21 protein-coding genes are annotated in these 22,852 nt (G+C 55.3%); 18 read left to right on the top strand and 3 right to left on the bottom strand.

Annotation, left to right across the window (positions count from 1 at the left end; genetic code table 11):
* Window positions 1-30: 30 nt before the first annotated feature.
* Together oadA and TREPR_RS11290 are read right to left on the bottom strand one after the other, a co-directional pair.
* Window positions 31-2,088, bottom strand: coding sequence for a sodium-extruding oxaloacetate decarboxylase subunit alpha (gene oadA / locus TREPR_RS11295; RefSeq protein WP_015708447.1), 2,058 nt, complete (start codon window positions 2,086-2,088; stop codon window positions 31-33).
* A gap of 16 nt (window positions 2,089-2,104) precedes the next feature.
* Window positions 2,105-2,365, bottom strand: a complete 261-nt coding sequence (locus tag TREPR_RS11290; RefSeq protein ID WP_015708446.1) for an OadG family protein — start codon at window positions 2,363-2,365, stop codon at window positions 2,105-2,107.
* A gap of 754 nt (window positions 2,366-3,119) precedes the next feature.
* Between TREPR_RS11290 and TREPR_RS11280 the strand changes: the two genes are divergently transcribed.
* The 13 genes from TREPR_RS11280 (at window position 3,120) to TREPR_RS19275 (ending at window position 18,545) form a co-directional block, all read left to right on the top strand.
* Complete coding sequence (locus TREPR_RS11280; RefSeq protein ID WP_015708444.1) at window positions 3,120-3,536, top strand: aspartyl protease family protein; 417 nt, start codon at window positions 3,120-3,122, stop codon at window positions 3,534-3,536.
* A 95-nt stretch (window positions 3,537-3,631) separates the two neighbouring features.
* Window positions 3,632-5,410 carry a phospho-sugar mutase gene (locus TREPR_RS11275; RefSeq protein WP_015708443.1) on the top strand — a complete coding sequence of 593 codons (1,779 nt, stop codon included), beginning with the start codon at window positions 3,632-3,634 and terminating at the stop codon, window positions 5,408-5,410.
* 8 nt (window positions 5,411-5,418) lie between these two features.
* Entirely contained in the window at window positions 5,419-6,351 is a 933-nt protein-coding gene (locus tag TREPR_RS11270) for a TRAP transporter TatT component family protein (protein ID WP_015708442.1), read from the top strand.
* 34 nt (window positions 6,352-6,385) lie between these two features.
* Window positions 6,386-7,477, top strand: a complete 1,092-nt coding sequence (locus tag TREPR_RS11265; protein ID WP_245534724.1) for a TRAP transporter substrate-binding protein — start codon at window positions 6,386-6,388, stop codon at window positions 7,475-7,477.
* A 5-nt stretch (window positions 7,478-7,482) separates the two neighbouring features.
* Window positions 7,483-9,393, top strand: coding sequence for a TRAP transporter large permease (locus TREPR_RS11260; RefSeq protein WP_015708440.1), 1,911 nt, complete (start codon window positions 7,483-7,485; stop codon window positions 9,391-9,393).
* Window positions 9,393-10,514 (top strand): alanine racemase, encoded by a 1,122-nt coding sequence (alr, locus tag TREPR_RS11255; RefSeq protein WP_015708439.1) that lies wholly within the window; start codon window positions 9,393-9,395, stop codon window positions 10,512-10,514. The genes TREPR_RS11260 and alr overlap by 1 nt, the downstream gene beginning before the upstream one ends.
* A gap of 528 nt (window positions 10,515-11,042) precedes the next feature.
* Complete coding sequence (locus TREPR_RS11250; protein ID WP_015708438.1) at window positions 11,043-12,101, top strand: PhoH family protein; 1,059 nt, start codon at window positions 11,043-11,045, stop codon at window positions 12,099-12,101.
* The gene (locus tag TREPR_RS11245; RefSeq protein ID WP_015708437.1) at window positions 12,076-14,490 is read left to right on the top strand and encodes an HD family phosphohydrolase; all 2,415 of its coding nucleotides are present in this window, start codon (window positions 12,076-12,078) and stop codon (window positions 14,488-14,490) included. The genes TREPR_RS11250 and TREPR_RS11245 overlap by 26 nt, the downstream gene beginning before the upstream one ends.
* Window positions 14,491-14,961: an rRNA maturation RNase YbeY gene (ybeY, locus tag TREPR_RS11240; RefSeq protein WP_015708436.1), complete on the top strand. Its 471-nt coding sequence runs from the start codon at window positions 14,491-14,493 to the stop codon at window positions 14,959-14,961.
* Entirely contained in the window at window positions 14,962-15,762 is an 801-nt protein-coding gene (locus tag TREPR_RS11235) for a hemolysin family protein (protein ID WP_015708435.1), read from the top strand. It abuts the gene before it with no gap.
* A gap of 51 nt (window positions 15,763-15,813) precedes the next feature.
* A complete protein-coding gene (locus tag TREPR_RS11230; protein ID WP_015708434.1) occupies window positions 15,814-17,841 on the top strand; it encodes a tetratricopeptide repeat protein in 2,028 nt (675 codons plus the stop codon).
* Between the two features lie 94 nt (window positions 17,842-17,935).
* Window positions 17,936-18,244 (top strand): type II toxin-antitoxin system RelB/DinJ family antitoxin, encoded by a 309-nt coding sequence (locus TREPR_RS11225; protein ID WP_245534723.1) that lies wholly within the window; start codon window positions 17,936-17,938, stop codon window positions 18,242-18,244.
* Window positions 18,183-18,545 (top strand): type II toxin-antitoxin system RelE/ParE family toxin, encoded by a 363-nt coding sequence (locus TREPR_RS19275; RefSeq protein ID WP_081468663.1) that lies wholly within the window; start codon window positions 18,183-18,185, stop codon window positions 18,543-18,545. The genes TREPR_RS11225 and TREPR_RS19275 overlap by 62 nt, the downstream gene beginning before the upstream one ends.
* Here the strand turns inward: TREPR_RS19275 and TREPR_RS18650 are convergent.
* Window positions 18,446-18,655 carry a hypothetical protein gene (locus TREPR_RS18650; protein WP_169313394.1) on the bottom strand — a complete coding sequence of 70 codons (210 nt, stop codon included), beginning with the start codon at window positions 18,653-18,655 and terminating at the stop codon, window positions 18,446-18,448. The two genes, TREPR_RS19275 and TREPR_RS18650, sit on opposite strands and share 100 nt — an antisense overlap.
* 100 nt (window positions 18,656-18,755) lie before the next feature.
* Here TREPR_RS18650 and TREPR_RS11215 point away from each other — a divergent pair, with 100 nt between their 5' ends.
* The 5 genes from TREPR_RS11215 to TREPR_RS11195 all read left to right on the top strand — a co-directional run bounded on the left by TREPR_RS11215 (window position 18,756) and on the right by TREPR_RS11195 (window position 22,840).
* Window positions 18,756-19,751 (top strand): ABC transporter substrate-binding protein, encoded by a 996-nt coding sequence (locus TREPR_RS11215; RefSeq protein WP_015708430.1) that lies wholly within the window; start codon window positions 18,756-18,758, stop codon window positions 19,749-19,751.
* A 12-nt stretch (window positions 19,752-19,763) separates the two neighbouring features.
* Entirely contained in the window at window positions 19,764-20,696 is a 933-nt protein-coding gene (locus TREPR_RS11210; RefSeq protein WP_015708429.1) for an ABC transporter permease, read from the top strand.
* Window positions 20,693-21,502 (top strand): ABC transporter ATP-binding protein, encoded by an 810-nt coding sequence (locus tag TREPR_RS11205; RefSeq protein ID WP_015708428.1) that lies wholly within the window; start codon window positions 20,693-20,695, stop codon window positions 21,500-21,502. Before TREPR_RS11210 ends, TREPR_RS11205 begins: the two co-directional genes overlap by 4 nt.
* Before the next feature lie 238 nt (window positions 21,503-21,740).
* Entirely contained in the window at window positions 21,741-21,974 is a 234-nt protein-coding gene (locus TREPR_RS11200) for a hypothetical protein (protein WP_015708425.1), read from the top strand.
* A 179-nt stretch (window positions 21,975-22,153) separates the two neighbouring features.
* Complete coding sequence (locus TREPR_RS11195) at window positions 22,154-22,840, top strand: Crp/Fnr family transcriptional regulator (protein WP_015708424.1); 687 nt, start codon at window positions 22,154-22,156, stop codon at window positions 22,838-22,840.
* Window positions 22,841-22,852: the final 12 nt, after the last annotated feature.

Here is a 22,852-nt window from a genome sequence, read left to right as displayed (position 1 = left end):
AAACTCCAAGTTAAAACCCCTTTAGGGGTTTTAACCAATTTCCGCCAGGGGCTGCTGGGAGGCTACCTGGGCTCCGGTGGGGGCGAGGAAGTGGACGGCTCCGGCCGCAGTGGCCTTGATTTCCAGTTCCATCTTCATGGACTCGATGATCACCACCGTGTCCCCGGGTTTTACCGCTGCACCCTCGTTCACCGCATAGCGCAGGACTGTCCCCGCCACCGGGGAGGGGATTACCGTGCCGCCGCTAGAAGGGGCCGCAGCCTCAGGCGCCGCCGGAGCGGCTTCAGGGGCAGCAGCCGGTACAGGCTCGCTTCCACCGGAACCGCCGACTTCCGCCACAGGCTGCTGGGACGCCACCTGGGTTCCCGTGGGAACCAGGAAGTGGATCGGCCCGGCGGAGGTCGCCTTGATCTCCAGCTCCATTTTCATAGACTCGATGATCAGCACCGTGGTTCCGGATTTGACCTCTTCGCCTTCGTTCACCGCATAGCGCAGAACTGTGCCTGCTACGGGTGCGGGGATGGTAACGCCGCCGCCGGAACGGGCCGCCCCAGGGGCAGCGCCGCTTGAAGCGGCAGCTCCGGGAGCGGGCGCTATCGCCACGGTACCCGCAGGCTGGACCACCACGTTGTAGTTGGCGCCATTTACATTGACCACATACTTGGCCGCCTGGCCGGGAGCCGCCGCAGGGGCAGCGCCGCCGGCAGGAGCCGCAGGCTCGGGCTTGAACACCACCGGGCCCTGGGAACGCTTCTTGAAGAATTCCGGGGCAACCTTGGGGAACATGGCGTAGGTAAGCACATCTTCCACGGAAACCGAGCTGGTCCCCAGGACTTTTTTGGCTTCATCTTCCAGTTTGCTGTATTCGGGGGGAATATCATCCGCCGGGCGGTGGGTGACTTCCTTTTCAAGTTTCAGGGCTTCCAGGGCTTTTTTGACCACATCCTGATTTTTGGGAGCCGGGCAGGCGCCGTATTTGCCCGCCAGGAGGTCCTGGAATTCCCCGGACAGTTTGTTGTACCTGCCGAAGAGGACATTGAACACCGCCTGGGTGCCCACGATCTGGCTGGTGGGGGTAACCAGGGGCGGGTAGCCGGAATCTTTCTGGACTACGGCAATTTCCTTGAGCACATCGTCGATCTTGTCCGCCGCGCCCTGTTCCTTAAGCTGGCCTTCCAGATTGGAGAGCATGCCCCCGGGAACCTGGGAGAGCAGGATCCGGGTGTCTGCACCCTGGAAGCTGGATTCGAATTTTTTGTAGTTCTTCCGGACATCCCGGAAGTAGGCGGCAATTTCCAGCAGGAGCTTGATGTCCAGGCCCGTGTCAAATTCGGTGCCCCGGAAAATCTCCACCATGGTTTCAGTGGGGCTGTGGCTGGTGCCCATGGCCAGGGAAGAGATGACCGTGTCCAGAATCTCCGCCCCCGCCTCGGCAGCCTTGGTCAGGGTGGCCACGGACATACCCGTGGTGGCATGGGAGTGGATTTCGATGGGCAGGTCGGTCACCTTTTTGATGGCCTTCACCAGGCTATATGCCTCATAGGGCTTTAATAGCCCGGACATATCCTTGATACAGATGGAATCCGCCCCGATATCCGCGTATTGCTTTGCCAGTTCGGCATACTTTTCTATAGTATGGAAGGGGGTCACCGCGTAGGAGATGGCCGCCTGGATGTGCTTGCCGGTCTTTTTGGCGGCGGCGGTGGCGGCCTGGAAGTTCCGGGGATCGTTCACCGCGTCGAAGATGCGGAAGATGTCCACCCCGTCTTTAGCAGCAATCTCCACGAATTTGGCCACCACATCATCCGCATAGTGCCGGTATCCCAGCAGGTTCTGCCCCCGGAGGAGCATCATGATCTTTGTATTGGGCAGGGCGGCCTTGAGTTTCTTAAGCCGCTCCCAGGGGTCCTCGTTCAGGAACCGTATACAGGTATCGAAAGTGGCGCCCCCCCAGGCTTCCAGGGCGTAATAGCCGACTTTATCCAGCTTTTCCGCAATAGGAAGCATATCCGCAGTTACCATCCGGGTCGCAATCAGAGATTGATGGGCGTCCCGGAGAACTAAATCAGTTAATTGTACTTTTGCCATTTTTGAACTCCTTTATTTATGGGTTGGTTTTTCGGTATTCGGTCACCGCTGCGGTGATAGCCGCCGTGACTGCGGTAGCCGAGGCAGCGGCCTTAGCGGGCCCAGCGCCGGATCCCGTTTTTGCCGGCTGATTCAGGTCCTTGTCCGCCCCAATGGCATGGATGAGCTTGCCCATCAGGGTTACCGCCACAATCAGAATGACGAGAAAACCGAACACGACTCCCATGCCGAGCAGGGTCAGAACCCCGCTTTGTTCCAGCATTTCCACTATGGTCATAAAGCCTCCCTCTGTTTTGAAAGCAATTCCGGGTGTTTTCAAGGGAAAGTACCCGTAAAATCGTTACTTGCAGTATAATCGAACTTTGCGATAACCTCTTTGTTCCGGTTACGAAAGAAGATTCATTCTGAAAATAATTGGGTAATAATACCAAATTTATCTATTATTGTTCAAGGGCGCGTAAAGAAAAGCCCAAAAAAGTGCCAGGTGAACTTTTAAGTGATGGATCGTACTGATGGGGGGAAGAGGCTATGGGTATAAATTTATTTCTTTTTCGGAGGGCGGAACCAGTGGATCGGGGCGTGTTCGGCGGCTTCCGGCTTAACGAATTCACCGTCGCTGGCAACAAAAACACCGCCCAAATTTACAGCAGAGGCGAGGCCGAGTGCTCTGTTTTGGTCAAAAAGGTGTCAGCCGTTTTTCTGCTGGGAGCTACTGAAAAATATCCCCCAGGCTAACTGTAAGCCCCTCAAGCACCTGGACCGGCAGCACAGCGTCGGCCTTGTAGCTGCGCCCCCGGTACGCGCCGTCCTCAAGGAGATACGCCTGGGGACGGTCTTCGATTCCGGAGAAGGAAGAACCACGAAGAACCTGCTTACGCAGGGGAGCACAGGGACTAAAGCATTTTATGGGGTGGCGCCATACAGGGTGCAGGGAGAAGTCCGGCCGTTGGCCCGGCGGCCCCTCAGCCGGGAGGAGTTTGTCAAAATTAAACCCGGCATGGTATACTAAATCTTAGTGGAGAAGAGGCAAAATGATGGGAACCGTGTTTGAAGAAATCACCCTGAAAAACGTGGGTGATATAACGAGAGTTGGAGATGGACATCTCAAGGAATCGGAAATCCGGCAAATGACGGTACAGTGCGTGGTCGATACCGGCGCGCCGACCCTGATAATCAACGAGGCGGTGCAGAAAGAACTGGGTCTGCGGACCGAGCACATGAAGAAGTCCCGCATGGTGAATGGTGATCCGGTGGTCTGCAAGGTAGTCGAGACCGTCAAGGTATGCTGGAAGGACCGCTCCATGACCTGCGAACCCTGGGTGATTCCCGGCGCCGATTTGCTGCTCCTCGGGGCAATCCCCCTGGAAGACATGGACCTTATGGTGGACCCGAAACGGCTGCAACTGGTCGGCGTCCACGGTGACGAACCGGTGGGATATATCTATTAAGCAATGGGGAATGGGCAAGGGCGGGGCAAGCCTGGTTCCCCATTCCCCTTGCACAGGACTTACCCGCTTACTATACTAAACTCGGAGGATACCCCATGGACCAAACCGAAGTTATTGCCCAAGCAAAGGATTATATAGCCAGAGAACAGGATGCGTTTTTTAAGGCCGAAGTAGAAGCCCTTCTAGCCAAACAGGACTGGAAGGAACTGGAAGACCGGTTCTACCGGAACCTGGAATTTGGCACCGGAGGCTTGCGGGGGGTCATTGGCGGGGGGTATAACCGGATGAATACCCTGGTGGTAAAAAGCGCCACCCAGGGGCTTGCCACCTATCTGCGCAAGGCTTTTCCGGAAAAGGCCGCTGCGGGGAAGCTTGCTGCGGTTATCGCCTACGACAGCCGCCACTATTCCCCGGAATTTGCCGAGGCCGCCGCCCTGATTTTTGCGGGGAACGGCATCAAAGCCTACCTCTTTTCGGCCCTCCGGCCCACACCGGAGCTGTCCTACGCCATACGGAAGCTGGGGGCCGACACGGGGATAGTGGTCACTGCCAGCCATAACCCGCCCCAGTACAACGGCTACAAGGCCTATTGGAACGACGGTTCCCAGGTGATCCCCCCCCACGACGAGGGGATCATCCGGGAGGTCAATGGGGTGAAGGAGATTCGGGAGCTTACCCGGGTAGAGGCCTTTTCCCAGGAACTTTTGGAAATTATCGATAAACAAATAGACGATCCCTATCAGGCAATGGTACGCAGCCGCCTTTTCCGGCCTGAGCTGATCAAGGCCAAGGCCGCTGAAGTGAAGATCGTCTACACCCCCCTGCACGGGACCGGGGCCTTGCATGTGGAGGCGGTTCTGGGCAGCCTGGGCCTTAAGGTCATCACTGTGCCGGAGCAGCGGGAGGGCAACGGGGACTTCCCCACGGTATCCTTCCCCAACCCTGAGGAAGCCGCAGCCCTGGAACTGGCGGTAAAGCTGGGCAAAGAAAAGGGGGCCGATGTGGTTATGGCCACGGACCCCGACGCGGACCGGCTGGGCATTGCGGTGCCCTCGGGCAAGCGGGGCGCCCCGGGTGACTTTACCCTGATCACCGGGAACCAGCTGGGGACCCTCCTGGCGGACTATGTGTTCCTTTCGCTCAAGGAAACCGGAAAGCTGCCCCCCAAGGCGGCGATGGTTAATACCATCGTTACTACGGGTATGCAGAAGCGGGTTGCCGAATCCTACGGGGCCAAATGTTACGAGTGTCTTACGGGCTTTAAGTGGATAGCCAGCGTAATGGCTGAAACAGAAAAAGACGGCAGCGCCAACGTGGTGTTTGGCACCGAGGAGAGCTATGGCTTCCTGGTGGAGAACGAGGTCCGGGACAAGGACGGGGTATCCGCCGCAGCCATGACCGCCGAAATGACCCTGTACTGGCGGAGCAAAGGGAAAAGCCTCTTGGACCGGCTGGACGAACTCTACGAAGCCCACGGCTACTGGGAGGAGGCGGGGATCTCCAAATACTTCCAGGGGCCCCAGGGACCGGCTATTATGCAGGGTATTATGGAAGGATACCGGAAAAACCCGCCAAAAACCCTGGGGGGACTTGGGGTTGAGAAAGTCCGGGATATCCAGGAATCGGTGTGGAAATACCCGGCAGAGCCCGGCAAGACCGACCCGGTGGACTTACCCAAGAGTGATGTGCTACAGTTTTACCTGTCCGACGGGACTGTGGTCAGCGCCCGTCCCAGTGGTACGGAACCTAAGATAAAGTTCTACGCCTCCAGTTGCACCCAGTTGGGACCGGGGGGGCTGGAAGCAGCCAAGTCCGAGGCGGCCCGAAAACTTGAGGCCATCAAAAAGGATATACGTCAGGTAATTGGCGATTAGGAGGGCCGGTGAAATTTCGTTCAGTCCTGTTATCTTGTTTTCTTTGCATGGGGATCCTGTTTTCTTCCTGTTCCTTGAATAAAGTAGCCACCAAGGCGGTGGCCAATGCCCTCTCCGGTACGGGAAGCAGTGATGTATTCACCGGCGATTCGGACCCTGAGCTTGTGGCCGGCGCCCTGCCCTTTGCCATCAAAATGTACGAAGCCCTGCTTTCCATGCAGCCCAGTCACCAGGGGCTGATCCTCACTACGGGCTCACTTTTTATCATGTACGCCAACGCCTTTATCCAGGGGCCGGCGGAGATGCTTCCTGTGGAGGCCTTTGAAGAGAAGCTGATTCAACTGGAGCGGGCCAGGCTGCTCTACCTCCGCGGGGCCGCAATACTCGCCTCGGGGCTGGAGCAAAAATATCCCGGATGGGGGGATGCCTATGAAAAGGGTGTCCTGGACAAGTATCTGGCCAAGCTGAAAAAGGCGGATGTCCCCTTCATCTACTGGCACGCCGCGGGGGTTCTTTCCGCCTACGCCATGAATCCCTTTGATTTGGATCTGGGAATGCGGCTTCCGGAACTGACCGCAGCTATTGCCCGGGCCTACGAATTGGACCCGGATTTTAATTCCGGCGCCCTGGACGATTTTTATGTGTTATTCTACTCTTCGGTGCCCGAAGGAATGGGAGGCGACCCTTCAAAGGTGGAACTCCACTACCGTCGCGCCCTTGAAAAAACAAAGGGGCTTGCTCCGGGACCTTACGTTTCTTACGCCACGGCGGTTTGTGTTCCCGCTCAAGATTATGCTACCTTTAAAAGCTGTTTGGAATCCGCACTTGCCATAGACATTGAGAAGGACCCTCCGAACCGGCTGGTCAATATTTTATCCCAGCGGAAAGCCCGGTACCTCCTGGATTCGGCACCTGACATCTTTATCGATTTGGACCCCTGAGAAAGGTTCGGTACACCCAAAAAGGAGAATTATTTTGAGAAAAAATGACGTAGTTTTACTGTTTCGCGGTGTGGGGTTAATAAAGGGATGTACCTATAAGAACAACAGACCCCGACCGCTTGCGGTGGGATTGTTGATTGTATTGCTGTTTTTCATTTCTTTTCCGGCATATTCTCAAAGGAGGCCGGGAGGGCAGATTACTATAAAGCTGGCTACCCAGGTTCCCGCCAGTACCCCCTGGGGCGCTGCCTTAAACCGCATGGCCGCAGAATGGGCTGCAGCAACCAACGGGCAGGTACGGCTTCAGATCTACCCCAATGGTACCCAGGGCAACGAGGCGGATATGCTGCAGAAACTCAATATGAATGTAATCCAGGCGGCGGTATTTACATCCTTCGGGTTGAACAGAATCGCCCCGGAATTTTTAACCCTGAGCTGTCCCTTTCTGATCCGTAGTAATGCTGAAATGGATCTGGTCTTTGCGAATTTGAAACCCGAACTGGAAGCTAAGGTTAGCGCCCAGGGTTTATATCCCCTGGCCATAGTCAAGGGAGGGTGGATAAAGATCTTTTCCAAATCCCCGGTTTTTGTTCCCGCAGATCTGAAACGCCAGAGAGTGGGCAGCGATCCCCAGGAACCGGCCATGACCCAGGCTTTTAAGTCCATGGGGTACCAGGTTACTCCTATTGATGGTAACCGGGTCCTCATCGCCCTGAACGGGGGAACCATTGATGCTATATATGGCAGCCCCATAGGAGCGGCGGGACTCCAGTTGTTCGGGGTGGCCAAAAACATGGCATCCCTGAATCTCGCTCCCTTCCTGGGGAGCGTGATCCTGAACAAGCATACCTGGGACTCAATTCCCGAACAGTATCGGGCCGATATTCTCCGGATAACCCAAAAGTTTGGGGAGGAAATTGAAAAATCCATGATGGATCTTGAAACTGAGGCGATCCTTACCATGGGTAAGCACGGGCTTGTTATCAATGATCTAAACGACCGGCAGTTGCAGGAATGGTATGATGATATGAACCGGGTTATCCCCACCCTGGTGGACACCACTTTTGACCGGAATGCCTACGAAAAAATTCTTGCCCTGGTAACGGCATACAGGAATGGGCGGTAATCCCGGTGGATTCAAAAAAGCCGGACCTAGGGCGTCCGCCGGACCCAGTAGGTCCGCAGGGCCCTTTACAAAGGGTACTGTGGGGCGTTGAAGACGGGCTCTGTTATTTTTCCCTGTTTTGCCTGGCCCTGCTCCCGGCTGCGGAAGTTATTATCCGTCTGGTTTTGAAAACCGGTATACCCGATTCTTCGGGATATTTAGTCCATCTTTTACTGGTCATGGGGCTTCTTTCGGCGATGATCACTACCAGGAGCGACGAACATCTTTCAATCGCCCTGGTCCAGTATCTCCCTGACAGTAAGATCAAGCAGTACCTGCGGGTATTCACCCACTGCCTTTCCGCTTTTGTGGTTACCATCATTGCCTGGAGTTCGGTTTCCTTCATCAGAATCGGGCTTATTGGCCGTGCCATTGGTTTTATCCCCGATAAGGTTTTTGCCCTAATCATCCCCATCGGCTTTGGGGTAATCGCCTTCCGTTTTGCCCGTTTGACCCCCCTTAAGGGGAAAGCCCGGGTTCTTCCGTTTTTAACCCTCCTTTTGGGAAGTTTCTGCGCCCTACCCATCATTGCCAAGTCGATCTGGAGCTTTGATCTTCCGCCTTTTTTCTATGACCTTTCCGATTTTTTATACGCCGCAGCGTATTACATACGGATTCCCGGAGCCATCATTCTTATACTGTCTGCCTTTGCGGGGACTCCTCTTTTTGTGGTCATGGGCGGGCTTTCCCTGCTGTTGATCCAGGCTTCCTGGGGGGAGATCGACGTGGTGGCCAACCAGGTTTACATAGCCCTTACCCAGGACAGCATGATCCCCATACCCCTCTTTACCCTGGTGGGGTTCTTCCTTTCGGAAAGCAAGGCCGGTGAACGGCTGGTGCAGACCTTCCGGGGGCTGTTCTCCTGGCTTCCCGGGGGGATGATCATCGCCGCGGTGATCATCTGCGCCTTTTTTACATCCTTTACCGGCGCTTCCGGGGTAACCATCCTGGCATTGGGGGGCATACTCTTTTCGGTGCTTTCGGAGCATACAAAATACCCGGAAAAATTTTCCATAGGGCTCCTCACTTCATCGGGAAGCGTGGGGCTGCTCTTCCCGCCGAGCCTCCCCATCATTCTGGTGGGGGCCACCACCATGACCAATATCATGCACCTCTTCTTGGGGGGCATTATTCCGGGGCTCATCCTGGTAGTTGCGATGATCATCTTTGGAATTTCTTCTTCAATAAAAATAAAAATACCCGTGACCCCCTTCCGTCTCCGGGAAGCCCTGGGGGGCATCAAAAGCTCTTTCTTTGAGATTATCCTTCCCTTCCTGCTTATTGCGGGTTTCTTTTCAGGGATTTTTTCCCTGGTAGAGATCGCTGCGGTGGCCCTGATCTATATTTTTATTGTAGAGGTTCTGATCCACCGGGACCTTACTATCCGGGATGTGTTTCGGGTGTTGACCAAAGCTCTGCCCATCATCGGAGGGGTGCTCTCCATTATCGCCCTGTCCATGGCCCTGTCGTATTATATTGTAGACTCCCAGGCGCCGGATCGTTTGGCCCAGTGGATGCTGCATACGGTTGAATCCAAATATATTTTCCTCCTGCTCCTGAACCTGGCTCTTCTGGTGGCAGGCTGTTTGATGGATATTTTTTCTGCGATCCTCATTGTGCTTCCTTTGGTCGCCCCCCTGGGTCAGGCCTACGGTATAGATCCGGTACACCTGGGGATCATTTTTATTACTAACCTGGAATTGGGTTTCCTCACCCCCCCGGTGGGGCTTAACCTTTTCCTGGCAAGCTACCGTTTTAAGAAACCCTTTGTGGAGATTTGCCGGTATGTGTTTCCATTCCTGCTGATACAGCTGGTGGTGCTGATCCTGGTTACTTATGTGCCCTGGTTCTCCACCTATTTAACAAGGTTTTTTTAATGCGCGCTACCCGAGCTCTTATTCACCTAAACACATTCCGTGACAATATCCGTCTGGTCCGGAACCGGGTTGGTCCCGGCCCGAAGATCTGCGCCCCGGTTAAGGCCGATGCCTACGGTCACGGGGCGGTCCCCATGGCGAAAGCCGCCCTGGAAGCAGGAGCCGCATACCTGGCGGTGGCCACCGTAGGGGAGGGGACCGAGCTGCGGAAGGCGGGGATTGACGCCCCCATTTTGCTCCTTTCTGCGCCCATCCCCGAAGAACTGCCCGAGCTGGTTTCAAGCAAACTGACCCCCCTGGTCTGGGACCGGGAATTTATCCAGGCTCTGTCCGAAGCTGCCGGGGAAACCGCCTTGACGGTGCACCTCAAGCTGGATACCGGCATGGGCCGGGTAGGCTGTCGCCCCGAGGAAGCCGGGGAAATCGCCGCCTATATTGCAGGGTTTAAGAACCTCAGCCTGGGGGGCATCCTTACCCATCTGGCGGTTTCCGATTCTGAGGAGGCGGATCATAGCCGCTATACAAAGGAACAGCTTGCCCGGCTTCGGGACGGGGTGGAGCGGGTAAAGAAAGCAGGTGTAGATCCGGGCCTGGTCCACGCGGCCAACACCGGGGGGGTAGCCTTTCACGAGGACTCCTTCTTTGACATGGTCCGTCCGGGCATACTCCTCTACGGCTATGCCCCGGATGGCGCAGAAAAGACCCTGCCTGTAAAGCCGGTGATGGAGCTTATCACCCAAATCGTATATATCAAGCAAGTCAAAAAGGGAGAAACCGTTTCCTACGGCCGGATCTGGACCGCCGATAAGGACACCACGGTAGCCACCATCCCCATCGGTTACGGCGACGGCCTGCCCCGCAGGCTGAGCGGGGGGGCGCTGCAAGTGCGGATCAACGGCGCCTGGTACCCCCAGGTGGGCCGCATCTGCATGGACCAGTGTATGATTGACCTGGGAAGTGAAAGCGCGGTAAAGCGCTGGGACAAGGTAACCCTGATGGGCGCTGACGCTCTGAACGCTGCGGAAATTGCTGCCAAGCTGGGGACTATTTCTTACGAGATTACCTGCGGGATCAACAAGCGGGTACCCAGGGTGTATGTGGAATCAACAACCGCGCCCTAAAGGGACGAGGTTGTTGTTCTTATAAGGTATTTGTATTCGAGGTATTAAACCCCTCAACACGAATAAAAAGCAGTAAGTTGGTCTCTCTGTTTGACTCAATGGTTACGCTAATTCCCCGGGAGGGGCGGGGATGCCTCTGAAGGCTAACATGTTGAGTCCGCCTCCGTCAGCCCCGCTTCGCGGGTCTGCTACCTCCCCCACGCAAGTGGGTTCTTGGGAATTCCATAGACGCCTCCAGAGGCATCCCCGCCCCTCCCGGGCTTGGGGTCAACATTTAGGAAAAGAAAATAACTTACTGCTGTTCATGGGAAGGGTTTGCCGGATGGCGTATTGCGGGTCAAATGCACCCCATGGTATAGCTATGGCAATCGTTTTAGGTAGCTGCATAGGGATAGAGGTCGGGCAGGAGCGAATTGCCCACCCCTCCCCGGTCAGTACCCCAATCCACCCACCATAAACCAAGAATTGCCCTTAGCGCCCTTGACGGGCTGGTAATGGGGGCTATACACTTTTACCTTAGAGGTTTCTTTGGACGATAGTATAACCGTTGTACTGGATAGCCGTGAAGTTCTGTCCGGCGTTTGCGGGGCAAATGACGGAAACCTGAAGGTTATCGAAGGTTCTCTGGGAGGCCGTATCGCGGCCAGGGGGAATGAGATTCGTTTGGAAGGGGTCGATGAGGCCGGAGCCAGGCGTTTCAGAACCATGATGGACAGTCTAATAGCCGCAGTCAGGCAGGGGGATAGCCCTTCTCCGGAGTATGTCCGGGCTTTGGCAAGGACCCTGATAAGCGAAAGGGGCTTTACTGAGCCCCGGGAAACTGCCGGGTCTCCGGCTGAAACCGGGGTGGAGCCCGTTTCTGAAGGGGGCGATGAGTCCCCGGAAGATGGGCCCCAGGACGGGCTGAAAGCCATACAGGATGCGGTAATCCACATACCCCACGGCTTCGGCAAGGTGTTTCCCCGGGGAAGGAACCAGGCGCGGTACGTCCAGGGGATGCGCTCCTATGACATTACCTTTTGCGTGGGCCCGGCGGGTACGGGGAAAACCTTCCTCGCCATTGCGGAGGCGCTGTACCTGGTGCTTTCAAAAAAAATGCGCAAGCTGGTCCTGACCCGGCCGGTGGTGGAGGCCGGTGAAAGCCTGGGTTTCCTGCCCGGAGATCTGGCCCAGAAGATAAGCCCCTATTTGCGGCCCCTCTACGATGCCATGGAGTCCCTGATACCCTTCGAGCTGATACGCCGCATGGAAGAAAGTCATGCCATAGAAATAGCGCCCCTGGCTTATATGCGGGGGAGAAGCCTCAATGACTGCGTCATTATTCTGGACGAGGCACAGAATACCACCAAGGAACAGATGAAGATGTTCCTCACCAGACTGGGCCAGGGCGCCCGGGCGGTGATTACCGGGGACGCTACCCAAATCGACCTGCCCAAGCGGGTTGATTCGGGGCTGCTCCACGCTATCTCCCTCCTTTCGGAAGTGGAGGGGATACACTTCGCCTACCTCAATACCGGCGATGTGGTGCGGCACCCCTTGATCAAGAAAATTATACAAGCCTATGACAATGAAAAAAAACCGCAATAGCCGGGACGGCGCTTATTTCAGAAAATTTACCCCCCCGAAATTCCGTCTGGGTCCGGCCCTGGCGAGTACCCTGGCCTTTCTTATTTCCGGGGCCGCGATTATCGGCGGCAGTATGCGCAGTGATGCTGTGGAGGCCGGGGGCTACAGCGAATTTGAGGTTGGGCGGGTAGCCGACAGGGATATTATCGCCGAACAGACCATCTCCTATGTGGACGAAGACGCTACCCGGCTCAGGATAGAGGCAGAGGAGCGGCTGGTGCCGGCGGTTTTTGCCTTTTCCCGGGAGGCTACTGGGGGAGTGCGTAAGTCCTATGAGAATTTTGCCGCCCTTTCCCTGGATACCTTTTCCAAACGCAGTTCTGCAGAGACCTATAAGCTGGCGGTCCAAGCCCAGTTACCCGGAGCCTTCGACCCGGATACCCTGGATGCCCTTTTCCGGGACTCCGGCAGGGACCGTATCCTGGAATACGGCGCTACGGTGCTGGAGAAACTCCTGGACGAGGGGGTGGTTGCCCTGCCCCAGATAGGCCTTGAAATGTTCAACCCCGATGTGGTGGAACTCTACCACTATAATGGCAGCCGGATCGAGCGGGAGCGGGCCCCCTACGACAAGCTCATCACCTACGATGATGTTCGGAGCGCAGTAACCCGGTATATCGCTGGCGGGGGCTATCCCGCTTCTTTCGCAGCCCTGGCCTACCCGCTGCTCGATCCCTTTATCACAGAAAATGTGTTCTTCTCCCCCCAGGAAACCAGCCTCCTGCTGGCGGAGGTCCGCGCTCAGGTTAAGCCGGTGATACGGTATATCGAAGAAGGTGAGCGGGTGATCCGCAAGGGCTTTATCGTCAGCGATGGGGATATGACCAAACTCCGTGCCCTGGGCGCATCCCTGCCCGGGTACGATCCCCGGCCGGTGATAGGCCATCTGTTGATACTATTGCTGGTGTTCGCTTTGCTGGTGTACCTGGGGGGCAAACGGACCGTGGGGCGTCTCCTCAAACCGGAGGAAATTTACCTTATTTCGGTTCTTTCGACGTTTTACATTGTGGGCGCAGTATTTCTGCGCACAGCTTCTTTGGGAAATTATTTTTCTGTGTCCCTTTTGATACCTACCGCCTTGGCGGTGATGCTTCCGGCTATCCTTATCGGCTCCCGGATGGCTATGGTGATGGCCGTAGCCCTGCCTTTGGGGGCTTTTATATCGGGCTCTTTCGACGTGCCTTCCTTTGTGTTTGCCATCAGCTCAGGGATAGTGTCCGCCTATGTGCTTCAGGGCGCGGAAAAACGCATGGACCTGATCATAGCCGGGTTTATCCTGGGTGCGCTCAATGTTGTTACCGCCGCAGGGTTGCTGTTGATTCAGCGGGGTCCCCTTGCAGCCTTCCCGTCGGTGCTGCTCCTGGCGGCGTTTAACGGCATCGCCTCGGGTATGCTGGTCCTGGGTTTCCTTCCCCTGCTGGAACACCTCCTGAACGCCCCCACCACGTTCCGGCTTACGGAGCTTTCGGACCTCAATTCGCCCACCATGAAGCGGCTCTTTACGGCGGCCCCGGGTACCTACAGCCATTCGGTGATGGTAGCCAATCTGGCTGAGGCGGCCTGTCAGGAAATCGGCGCGAACCCCCTGCTGGCCCGGGTGGGGGCCTATTACCACGATATAGGGAAAATCGATCAGCCCGATTATTTTGTGGAAAACCAGACGGCTTACAATAAGCATGATGATATACCCCCCCGGCTTTCTGCTACGGTGATCCGCAGCCATGTGAAGCTGGGGGTGGAACGGTCCCGGCAGTTGGGATTGCCCAGGGAAGTGCAGGAAATTATCGCCGAGCACCATGGCAACTCGGTGATAAGCTGGTTCTACCATGAGGCGCTCAAACGGGAGGCCCAGGTTAATGTGGAGGACTTTACTTACCCCGGTGATCCTCCCCATTCCCGTGAATCCGCGGTGGTGATGCTGGCGGATGTGACCGAAGCGGCGGCCCGGACCCTAAAGAAACCCACCGCGGCTAGGCTGGAAAAATTTATCCATGAACTTATCATATCCAAGTTTGAGTCCGGCCAGCTCTGGGATTCGGATTTGACCTTCCGGGAACTCCAGAACATAGAACATACCTTTGTCCGGGTCCTGGCAGGGTACTACCATTCCCGGATCGAATACCCCAAGCAGATTAAGGACGAAGCCCTGGATGAGGTTCATGCCCAGCACGGCCCCCATGGCGGCCACTGGCGTTTTGATACCCAGGAGGATTCGGGGGATCCGGCGGGTCCTGGGTTCCGGCCCTATGAACGGGGTCCCAACCCTCACGGGTGGTTGAGCGGGCAGCATTTATCGGATCATGGGGCTTCGGATGCCGAAGCGCCTCAGGACCTGGATAAGGAGACTTGAGTGAACCGGGTTGAGATCAACGCCCAGGAGCTTCCCCTTCCCCCGTGGTCAGGGGCAGCCAATGACTATATTTTGAAAGTCCTGGACCGCCTGGACCGGGACAACTGGGATCTTTCGGTGCTCTTCTGCAACAACGCCTATATCCAATCCCTGAACAAGCAGTACCGCACTATTGATGAACCCACGGATGTGCTTTCCTTTGAACTGGGAAGCGAGGTGCAGGGAGAGGCTGGGGAAACCCGGTTCCTGCCCGGTGATATTATCGTTTCCCTGGAAACCCTGGCAGAAAACGCCGAATATTTTCAGGTTTCCCGGGACGAAGAGTTACGCCGTTTGCTGATCCATGGTATCCTGCACCTGGACGGCATGGATCACAAAACCAACCAAGGGGAAGAGCCCATGTTGGAATTGCAGGAACGTATCCTTTCGGAATTGTCCGGGGAGCGCATCTTATCAGGAACGGGAGTTTGAGTGAAACTATTTTTCAAAAAGGGTGAAATTGACAAAAAAACATACCAGTCCCTGGAAACGGATCAACAGGAAATGATCCGGGGGGTGGTGGAACTTTCGGATACCACGGTTAAGGAGATCATGGTTCCCCGGATTGATACGGTCTTTGTTTCTGTGGACGCCTCCCGGGAAGAGTTGCTGGAACGGGTCACCGAAGGGGGCCATTCCCGTTTTCCCGTGTATAAGGAAACCATCGACAATGTGGTGGGCATACTCTATGTTAAGGATGTGCTGAAAACCCTGGTTCGCAATGAGGACCTTTCGGTACAAAACCTGCTGCGTAAGCCCTTCTTTGTGCCCGAATCAAAACATATAAACGATCTGCTCACAGAACTGCGCCGACGCCGGGTGCATATCGCAGTGGTGGTGGACGAATACGGCGGGGTGTCGGGGATCATCTGCATGGAAAACATCATTGAAGAGATCATCGGGGATATTCAAGATGAATTTGACAACGAAACTGAGGACATACTCAAGCTGGGGGAGGGGACCTGGCTCTGCGACGCCCGGGTAAACATGGAAGATCTCTGCGAAGAAACCGGGATGAACCTGCCGGCGGATGACTTTGATACCCTGGGAGGTTTTGTGTTTGACCTCTTCGGGAAGATACCGGTTAAGTATGAAAAGGCCGTCTACGGGGACAGTGATTTTATCATCCAGGACATGGAAGGCCATAAGATCAATACGGTAAAGATAGTGGTGAAACAGGAATCTTCAAAATCTACAGCCCAGGGGAGTTCAGGCCATGAGTCCGGACGGTAATGTGGTGCAGTTTTTCTGCCGTCCAAGGGGCCGTCCAGGGGAGGGTGAGCCATGAGCCGGCGCGATGAAGCGGTTCATTCTGCCGTCTGCCTGAAACACCCCGGCCCGGTTCTGCCGGCCCTGCTCCTGGCACTGTTCCTGTTGTCGGTGTTTCCGGCAGCAGCCCAGAGCGGGCCACCCCAGGCAGGAAGCTTCTATAACCAGGGACGGGCCGCCATGGCCCGTGAGGACTGGTACGCCGCCGCAGAAGCTCTGCTGGAATGTGTGCGCCTCAACCCCGCCCATGCGGAAGGTACCGCAGCCCTGGCTGAGTGTTACTACGAACTGGGAGAATTTGACCAGGCCCTGAGCTGGGTGCGGAAAGCCCGGACCCTGGCCCGGGTGAGTATGCCCCTGGCAAATCTGGAGGCGTCCATCCTGATCTCCCTGGGCGCTCTGGATCAGGCCCAGACCATAATCGGCGAAATCCTTGCCCGGGAACCCTATAACATTGAGGCGCTTTTTGCCGGGGCCGAGCTGGACGTTGCCCGGGGCAGGGCAGGGGACGCGGTGATCCGTTACCGGGAAGTGGCCCGCCGCTTCCCCGATGATCGCCGGCTCCTCCTTTCCCTGGCCCTGGTACTTGGCTCCCTGGGGGACCTGGAAAACGCCCGCACTTATATTGATCGGGCGTTACTGCAGCACCGGGAGGATTACCGGGTTTACTATTATGCCGCCTACCTGGATGCCCAGGCGGGGAGGCTTCCCCAGGCTATTGCCCGCTGCGAACAGGCCCTGGGCTTCAGGCCGGCTTACAAACCTGCCCGGGCCCTTTTGGCAAGCCTTCGCTACCGCGCCGGCCAATACGACGAGGCTTCTCAGTTGGCGGATCAGGCCATCCAGGAGGACCGGAACGATGTAAGCGCCTGGTACCTCAAGGGCATGGCCCTCAAAGCCTTGGGCCGGAATGCCGAGGCAGTATCGGTGCTTTCCCAGGCTTCCGGCATGGATCCCAACGATGAATTTGTCCGCGCCGCCCTGGAAGACCTGATTGCCGCCTCCACGGGCCTGGAAGATCCCCTCCGCGCCCGCTGGGCTGCCTGGCACTTTGGCCGGGCCCGGGACTACCGCACTCGGAACCTGACGGATCAGGCACTGTTTGAATACCGCCGGGGGCTCAGGATTAACCCCTATGCAAGGGACCGCCGGGAATACGCAGAATTACTGCGCCTCCAGGGCTACCCCGCCCGGTATTTAGAGGAACTGCGTTTCCTTAAAAGCCTTAACCTCACTGACCCCGCAATTGACGACGCCATAGAAGCTTACGACGCCCTGCTGACCGACGCCCTGTACCGGCGCTGGAATATTGACCCCGTGGAAACCGCCAAGCGCCACTGGAAACTGGCGGTGTTTTCCATCGCCTCCCAGAGCGCCTTTTACCACGCTGATGCCGGGACCGTGGGTTCCGCCTACATCCGGGACCTGCTCATACATGATCGGAACATGGCCTCCCTGGACCTGGAACTTAAGCAGCCCTCCTTTTCAGCAGCCTTCAGGGCCGCCCGGGAAGCCGGGGCTGATTACTTTTTGATCCTCACGGTTTCCGAAAACCAGCGGGACCTCTCCCTCAAAGGGGAACTCTTTGTAGGTCGCACCGGCTCCCCTGCCGCCACATTTGCCGCCTACCGCACCGGGGACGACCGGCTGCGGAACGCCTCCCGGGGCCTGGTGGAACAGCTTGGCGCGGCATTGCCCTTCCGGGCGGAACTGATACAGCGCCGCTCCTCCCAGGGCCTTATCGACAAAGGCCGGGTAGACGGGGTCCGCGCCGACACGGAATACGAGCTGGTAAAGAAGGGCCAGGCGGAGATACGGAACGAAGGCATAGGCCTGGTCTACTCACCCTCGGATGTGGTGGGCAAACTCAAGATAGATCGAGCGGACGAGGAAGTGGCCACAGGGATACTCACCAGGCAGGGATTTTTTGACCGCATCGGGATAGGGGATGAGATTATTTTGCAAAGCGAAAAGCCTCCCCCGGCACAAAGCGATGCTGCAGCGGACCCGGAACTGCGGAGCTTACTGCGGACTTTGCGGTAGCTGCCGGTAGATTTTGTTTTCAACGATTTAGTTTACCCTTAAAAGATGTGTTGCATTTTATAGTATTTTGTGCTACATTTGAATTAGAGGTAGCATGATGCCTAAGATAGATACGATTCATATGCGGATAGAACCGGAGCTTAAAGCCGGGGCCGATGCGGTACTCAGTCGATTAGGGCTTTCTACCGCCGAAGCAATAACGGTTTTTTTGAATCAGGTACTGCTTACAGGCGGTTTACCCTTCGAGGTAAAATTGCCGGCCCAGGATGCAATGTCAGGGGAGCACCGAAGATATATCCTGGAAAAACTAAAAGAAGCGGAAGACTACGCAGCCAGGCCTGATGCAAAATGGTATAACTGGGCAGAGTTCCGGGAAAACATTCGGGAAAAACATGGGCTATGAGATACGGTTTTTGGATTCCGCCCTGGAGGATGTAGATTCCATCATAGTATATTTATCCCAATTTTATCCAAGTACGCCCCAAAAATTTCTTGACGCCCTGGAACGGTGTACGGTAAACCTCAAAAATAATCCCGTTATGTATGCCCTATACCCGGATAACCCGGCTTTTCGGAGAGTTGTTTTGTCAGATTATCTTGTTTTTTATAAAGTTGATGAAGAAAAAAGCCTCGTGGAGATATATCGTATTTTGCATGGTTCCCGGAATCTGAGCCAAAACATACCGGAACAGGGCTCGCAGTAAAACGCCGCCTGGTGTCCTTCGTGGTAAATCTCTTCCTCTTCCTCTTCCTCCTCCCCCTTCCCCCCCTCTTTGTCCCTGTGGTCCGTGAACTCCGTGGTAATATTCTTCATTTCCCCCGTTTTTTTTCCTTCCCCTTGACATCATACCGGCTGATTTATACCTTAATAGAACACTTACACTCGTAAGTACTCACTAAGGAGGAGAATTTTTATGAAAAAGCTGGTTACTATTGCAGGATTGTGTCTTACCGCGCTTTTGCTGATGTCTGCCGGAGGTAGGGACAGCTCCGGTGACAAGAAAGTGCGGATCGGGATTGCCAAGATTGTCCAACACGAGGCCCTGGATGCCTGCGAGCAGGGGGTGGTGGACGCCTTGAAAGCCCGGGGCATAGATGCGGTTCTGGACCACCAGAACGCCAACGGGGACATGAACACCGCCGCCCAGATCGCCAACAAGTTCAAAAGCGACAAGGTGGACGTGGCGGTGGGGATTGCCACCCCAATAGCGGTTTCCCTGGCTACCACTTTTACGGATACCCCGGTGGTCTTTTCTGCAGTAACCGACCCGGTGGGGGCGAACCTGGTTTCCTCCCTGGCCAACGGCAGCGGGAATGTTACCGGCCTTTCGGACGCCATTCCCACCGGGGAACATATCGCCCTGTTTAAGGAAATTGCCAACATCAAGACCCTGGGCTATATCTACACCAGTTCCGAGGCCAACTCCATCTCCGCCCTTACCCTGGTGGAGGACGCCTGCAAAACCTTAGGTCTCCAGCTGGTGACCCAGGCTATCAGCACTTCCGCCGAACTCCGGCAGGCTGCGGAGGCTATTGTCAACCGGGTGGATGGGATTTACCTGACCACGGACAATACGGTGTATTCCGCCCTGCCTGCGCTGATCCAGGTCTTTAGCGCCGCGAAGAAGCCCATCTTCTCCGGAGATGTGACCGCTGCCCTGAACGGCGGCTGCGTGATCGCCTCGGGGTTCAATTACTATAAGGCCGGGCTGGCCACGGGGAATATTGTCGCCGATATCCTGGAGGGCAAAAAGCCCGCAGATATCCCGGTAAAGTTCCTCACCGACCCCTCTGAGTCGGACCTGCTCTTTGATCTGGACGAAGCGAAAAACTGCGGTATCACCATTCCGGCTAAGTATCTTTCCCTGGCGAATTATACCTACGAAAACGGCAAACTAAACACCAAATAGCGGGACTGGCTTATGATTCAGGGGATTCTGGTTGAAGGGCTTATCTACGGCATCATGGTTTTGGGGGTGTTTCTCACCTTCCGGGTACTGAATTTTGCGGACATGACCGTAGACGGGGCCTTCCCCATGGGAGCGGCCATCATGGCGGTGCTGCTGGTTCGGGGTGTGCCTTCGGGTATCGCCCTGGCCGTCGCCTTTTTTGGGGGCGCAGCAGCGGGGCTGGTAACTGCCCTGATCCATACCCGGCTGAAAATACCGGATCTGCTGTCAGGGATACTCACCATGACCATGCTCTATTCGGTGAACCTGCGGATCATGTCCAACCGGGCAAACCTGTCCCTGCTCAGGGTCCCTTCCCTCTTTACTAAGCTCAGCAGCTGGGCCGAGCCCTTCATGCCCCCGGGCATCGCCCTGGTGATACTCTGCTTCCTGGTGGTGCTGGCCATCAAGCTGCTCCTGGATTTGTTCTTCCACACCGACTACGGCCTTTCCCTGGGGGCCCTGGGGGCAAATCCCCAGTTGGTTATCTCCCAGGGGATGAACCCGGACATGCTCAAGATAAGCGGCATCTGCCTGGCCAACGGCCTAGTGGCAGTCTCAGGCTCCTTTGCGGCCATGTACCAGGGTTTTGCGGATGTGAACCTGGGAAGCGGCATGATAGTCTCAGGGCTGGCCTCCCTGATGATCGGGGAATTCCTTATCCCTTCCAACCGGATCAGCATGCTGACCCTCAGGGTTATCTTGGGCTCCATCCTGTACCGGGCCCTGATGTACCTGGCCCGGAACTACGGCTACTACATCCACATGACCGCCAACGATCTGAAGCTCATCACCGGGCTGCTGATCATCCTCTGCATCCTGGTTTCCCAGAAGGGCGTTTTCACGGGAAAACGGAAGCGGGCAAAACCGGGAAGCAATGGCAATTCCCCTGGGGGCCGCCCATGATCCGGGTTGAAAATTTAGAAAAAGTGTTCGGCCTGGGAACCCCTGATGAAAACCTTGCCCTGAAAAACATCAGCCTCACCGCCAAGGCCGGGGAATTTATCACCATCATCGGTTCCAACGGCGCGGGGAAAACCACCCTGTACAATGTAATCGCCGGAACCGAGGCGCCTACCACGGGCCACATCTTTATCCGGGACGAGGAACGGAACACCGACAAAGATATTACCCGGGAGGCTGAATACAAGCGGGCCCGGTATATCGGCCGCATCTTCCAGAACCCCCTCTTGGGCACCGCCGGAAAAATGACCCTGGCGGACAACATGATGATCTGCCATAAAAAGGGCTACAAGGGCCTCAAGATAAGCCTGAACCACACCATGAAGGACTACTTCCGGGAACACCTGCGCCGCCTGGGCATGGGCCTGGAAAATCGGCTCAACGACAATGTGGAACTCTTTTCAGGCGGCCAGCGCCAGGCCCTGACCTTGCTGATGACCGTAATGTCCAAGCCCAGCCTACTGCTCCTGGACGAGCACACCGCCGCCCTGGACCCTCGGAACGCCGAGGTGATCATGGACCTGACCCTGAAATTTGCCGCAGAATACCACCTGACCGTGATGATGATCACCCACAACATGACCCAGGCCCTGGAATTCGGTAACCGGCTCCTGATGATGGACCGGGGGGAAATTATCCTGGACATAGACGCGGCGGAAAAGGCAAAGCTTACTGCCGCAGATATTGTGCAGCGCTTCAGGGATATTAAGAAACAGGAACTGGCCAACGACGAAATGCTCTTGGGGTGATGAGGGGCCGATACGAAAAATTTGGCAATAATTCCCCTAAAAACCACATTTTATCCTTTACAGTGGCTTTCCAAAAGGCTGGAAAGGGGGTATATTTAGTTTTTGCTTATTGGCTTTGATCGGAATAGTAATTTGCTCGAAATAATGTATAATATTAGGAAAGATGGAACTTATAATATCTTTCATGCAATGAAATGCAGGAAAGAATTTTACCATTATGCGGAGGAAAACGGCTGGTATGTCTGATATGACCGAAGAAGAAGCATACGAACTTGATGAGCTTTTGACGAAAACCACCCCGGAGGTAGACCCCTCTGTTAAGGGGCCGTTCATCACGCATCGAAATATGATGGTCTTTCTTGACCCACTATCTGCCCAGTACCTTACGGCAAAGATGTTAGCTACCAAGCAGTCGCCCACAGAAATTATCAGCGATATGGTTCGCCGTGAAATGGCGCTTACAAGGGAGTGATATTCCATTGCCTTCCGGCTGTTCTTCCTACCATTTGGTATAACCGGCATGGTCTCTTAACATCAGATAAAAAATACAAAACTCCTTCATTTTGTTGTAAATACAACTGAATGTTTTCTGTACCGCCATTATTCTTGCAAAAGCGATATATAAATATCGCCTGAAAAAAGGATAGCAACATGACAACAGAAGCAATTGTTAAGAAAATTACCCTCCTGTCCTGCGCATCCCGGAAGACTATTGACAAACTAATATCCAATTCATCAGTAAGGGTATTTAAAAAAGGGGACTATCTTTTTTTTGACAGGGATGAAGTTGCCGATGTTTATAGCATTATAGAAGGCGTTGCGGCATTGTATAAACTCAACAGTGCCGGTGAAAAACGGGGGATTTTTATTTATGGAGAGGGGGCCTTTCTTAATGAGCTTATTTTAGACAATAAACCGGCCTCAATAAATTGCGAAGCCCTGACCAGGGTGAAAATTTTGTGCATTGAAAAAACAGCGTTTGTAAGCATTTGTGAACAGGATTTTAAGCTTACCAAAGCAATAATGGATTCCATGGCCCTGAAAATCCGCCGCCTCTATCATCAGATCAAAAACACTTCTAACAGCATCCGGCTCGATAAACGAATTGCCGCCCGGCTTTGGAAACTTTCCCGTGATTATGGTGTACCCCGAGCAGAGGGCATTGAAATCAATTTTGACCTTACGGTTACCTATCTTGCGGAGCTTTTAGGTTCCCAGCGGGAAACCACTTCTCGGCAGCTGAAAATTTTAACCGGAGCAGGGCTGATTATCCGCCGTAAAAACCGCTTTATCATCCCAAGCCGGGAAAAATTGATGGATTATTTTCATAAAGCGTGATAAATCTCACGG

The sequence above is a fragment of the Treponema primitia ZAS-2 genome (assembly GCF_000214375.1).
GTDB lineage: Bacteria > Spirochaetota > Spirochaetia > Treponematales > Breznakiellaceae > Termitinema > Termitinema primitia.
The sequence above is the reverse complement of the archived record's forward strand: the minus strand, read 5'-3'. Positions and strand labels throughout refer to the sequence as shown.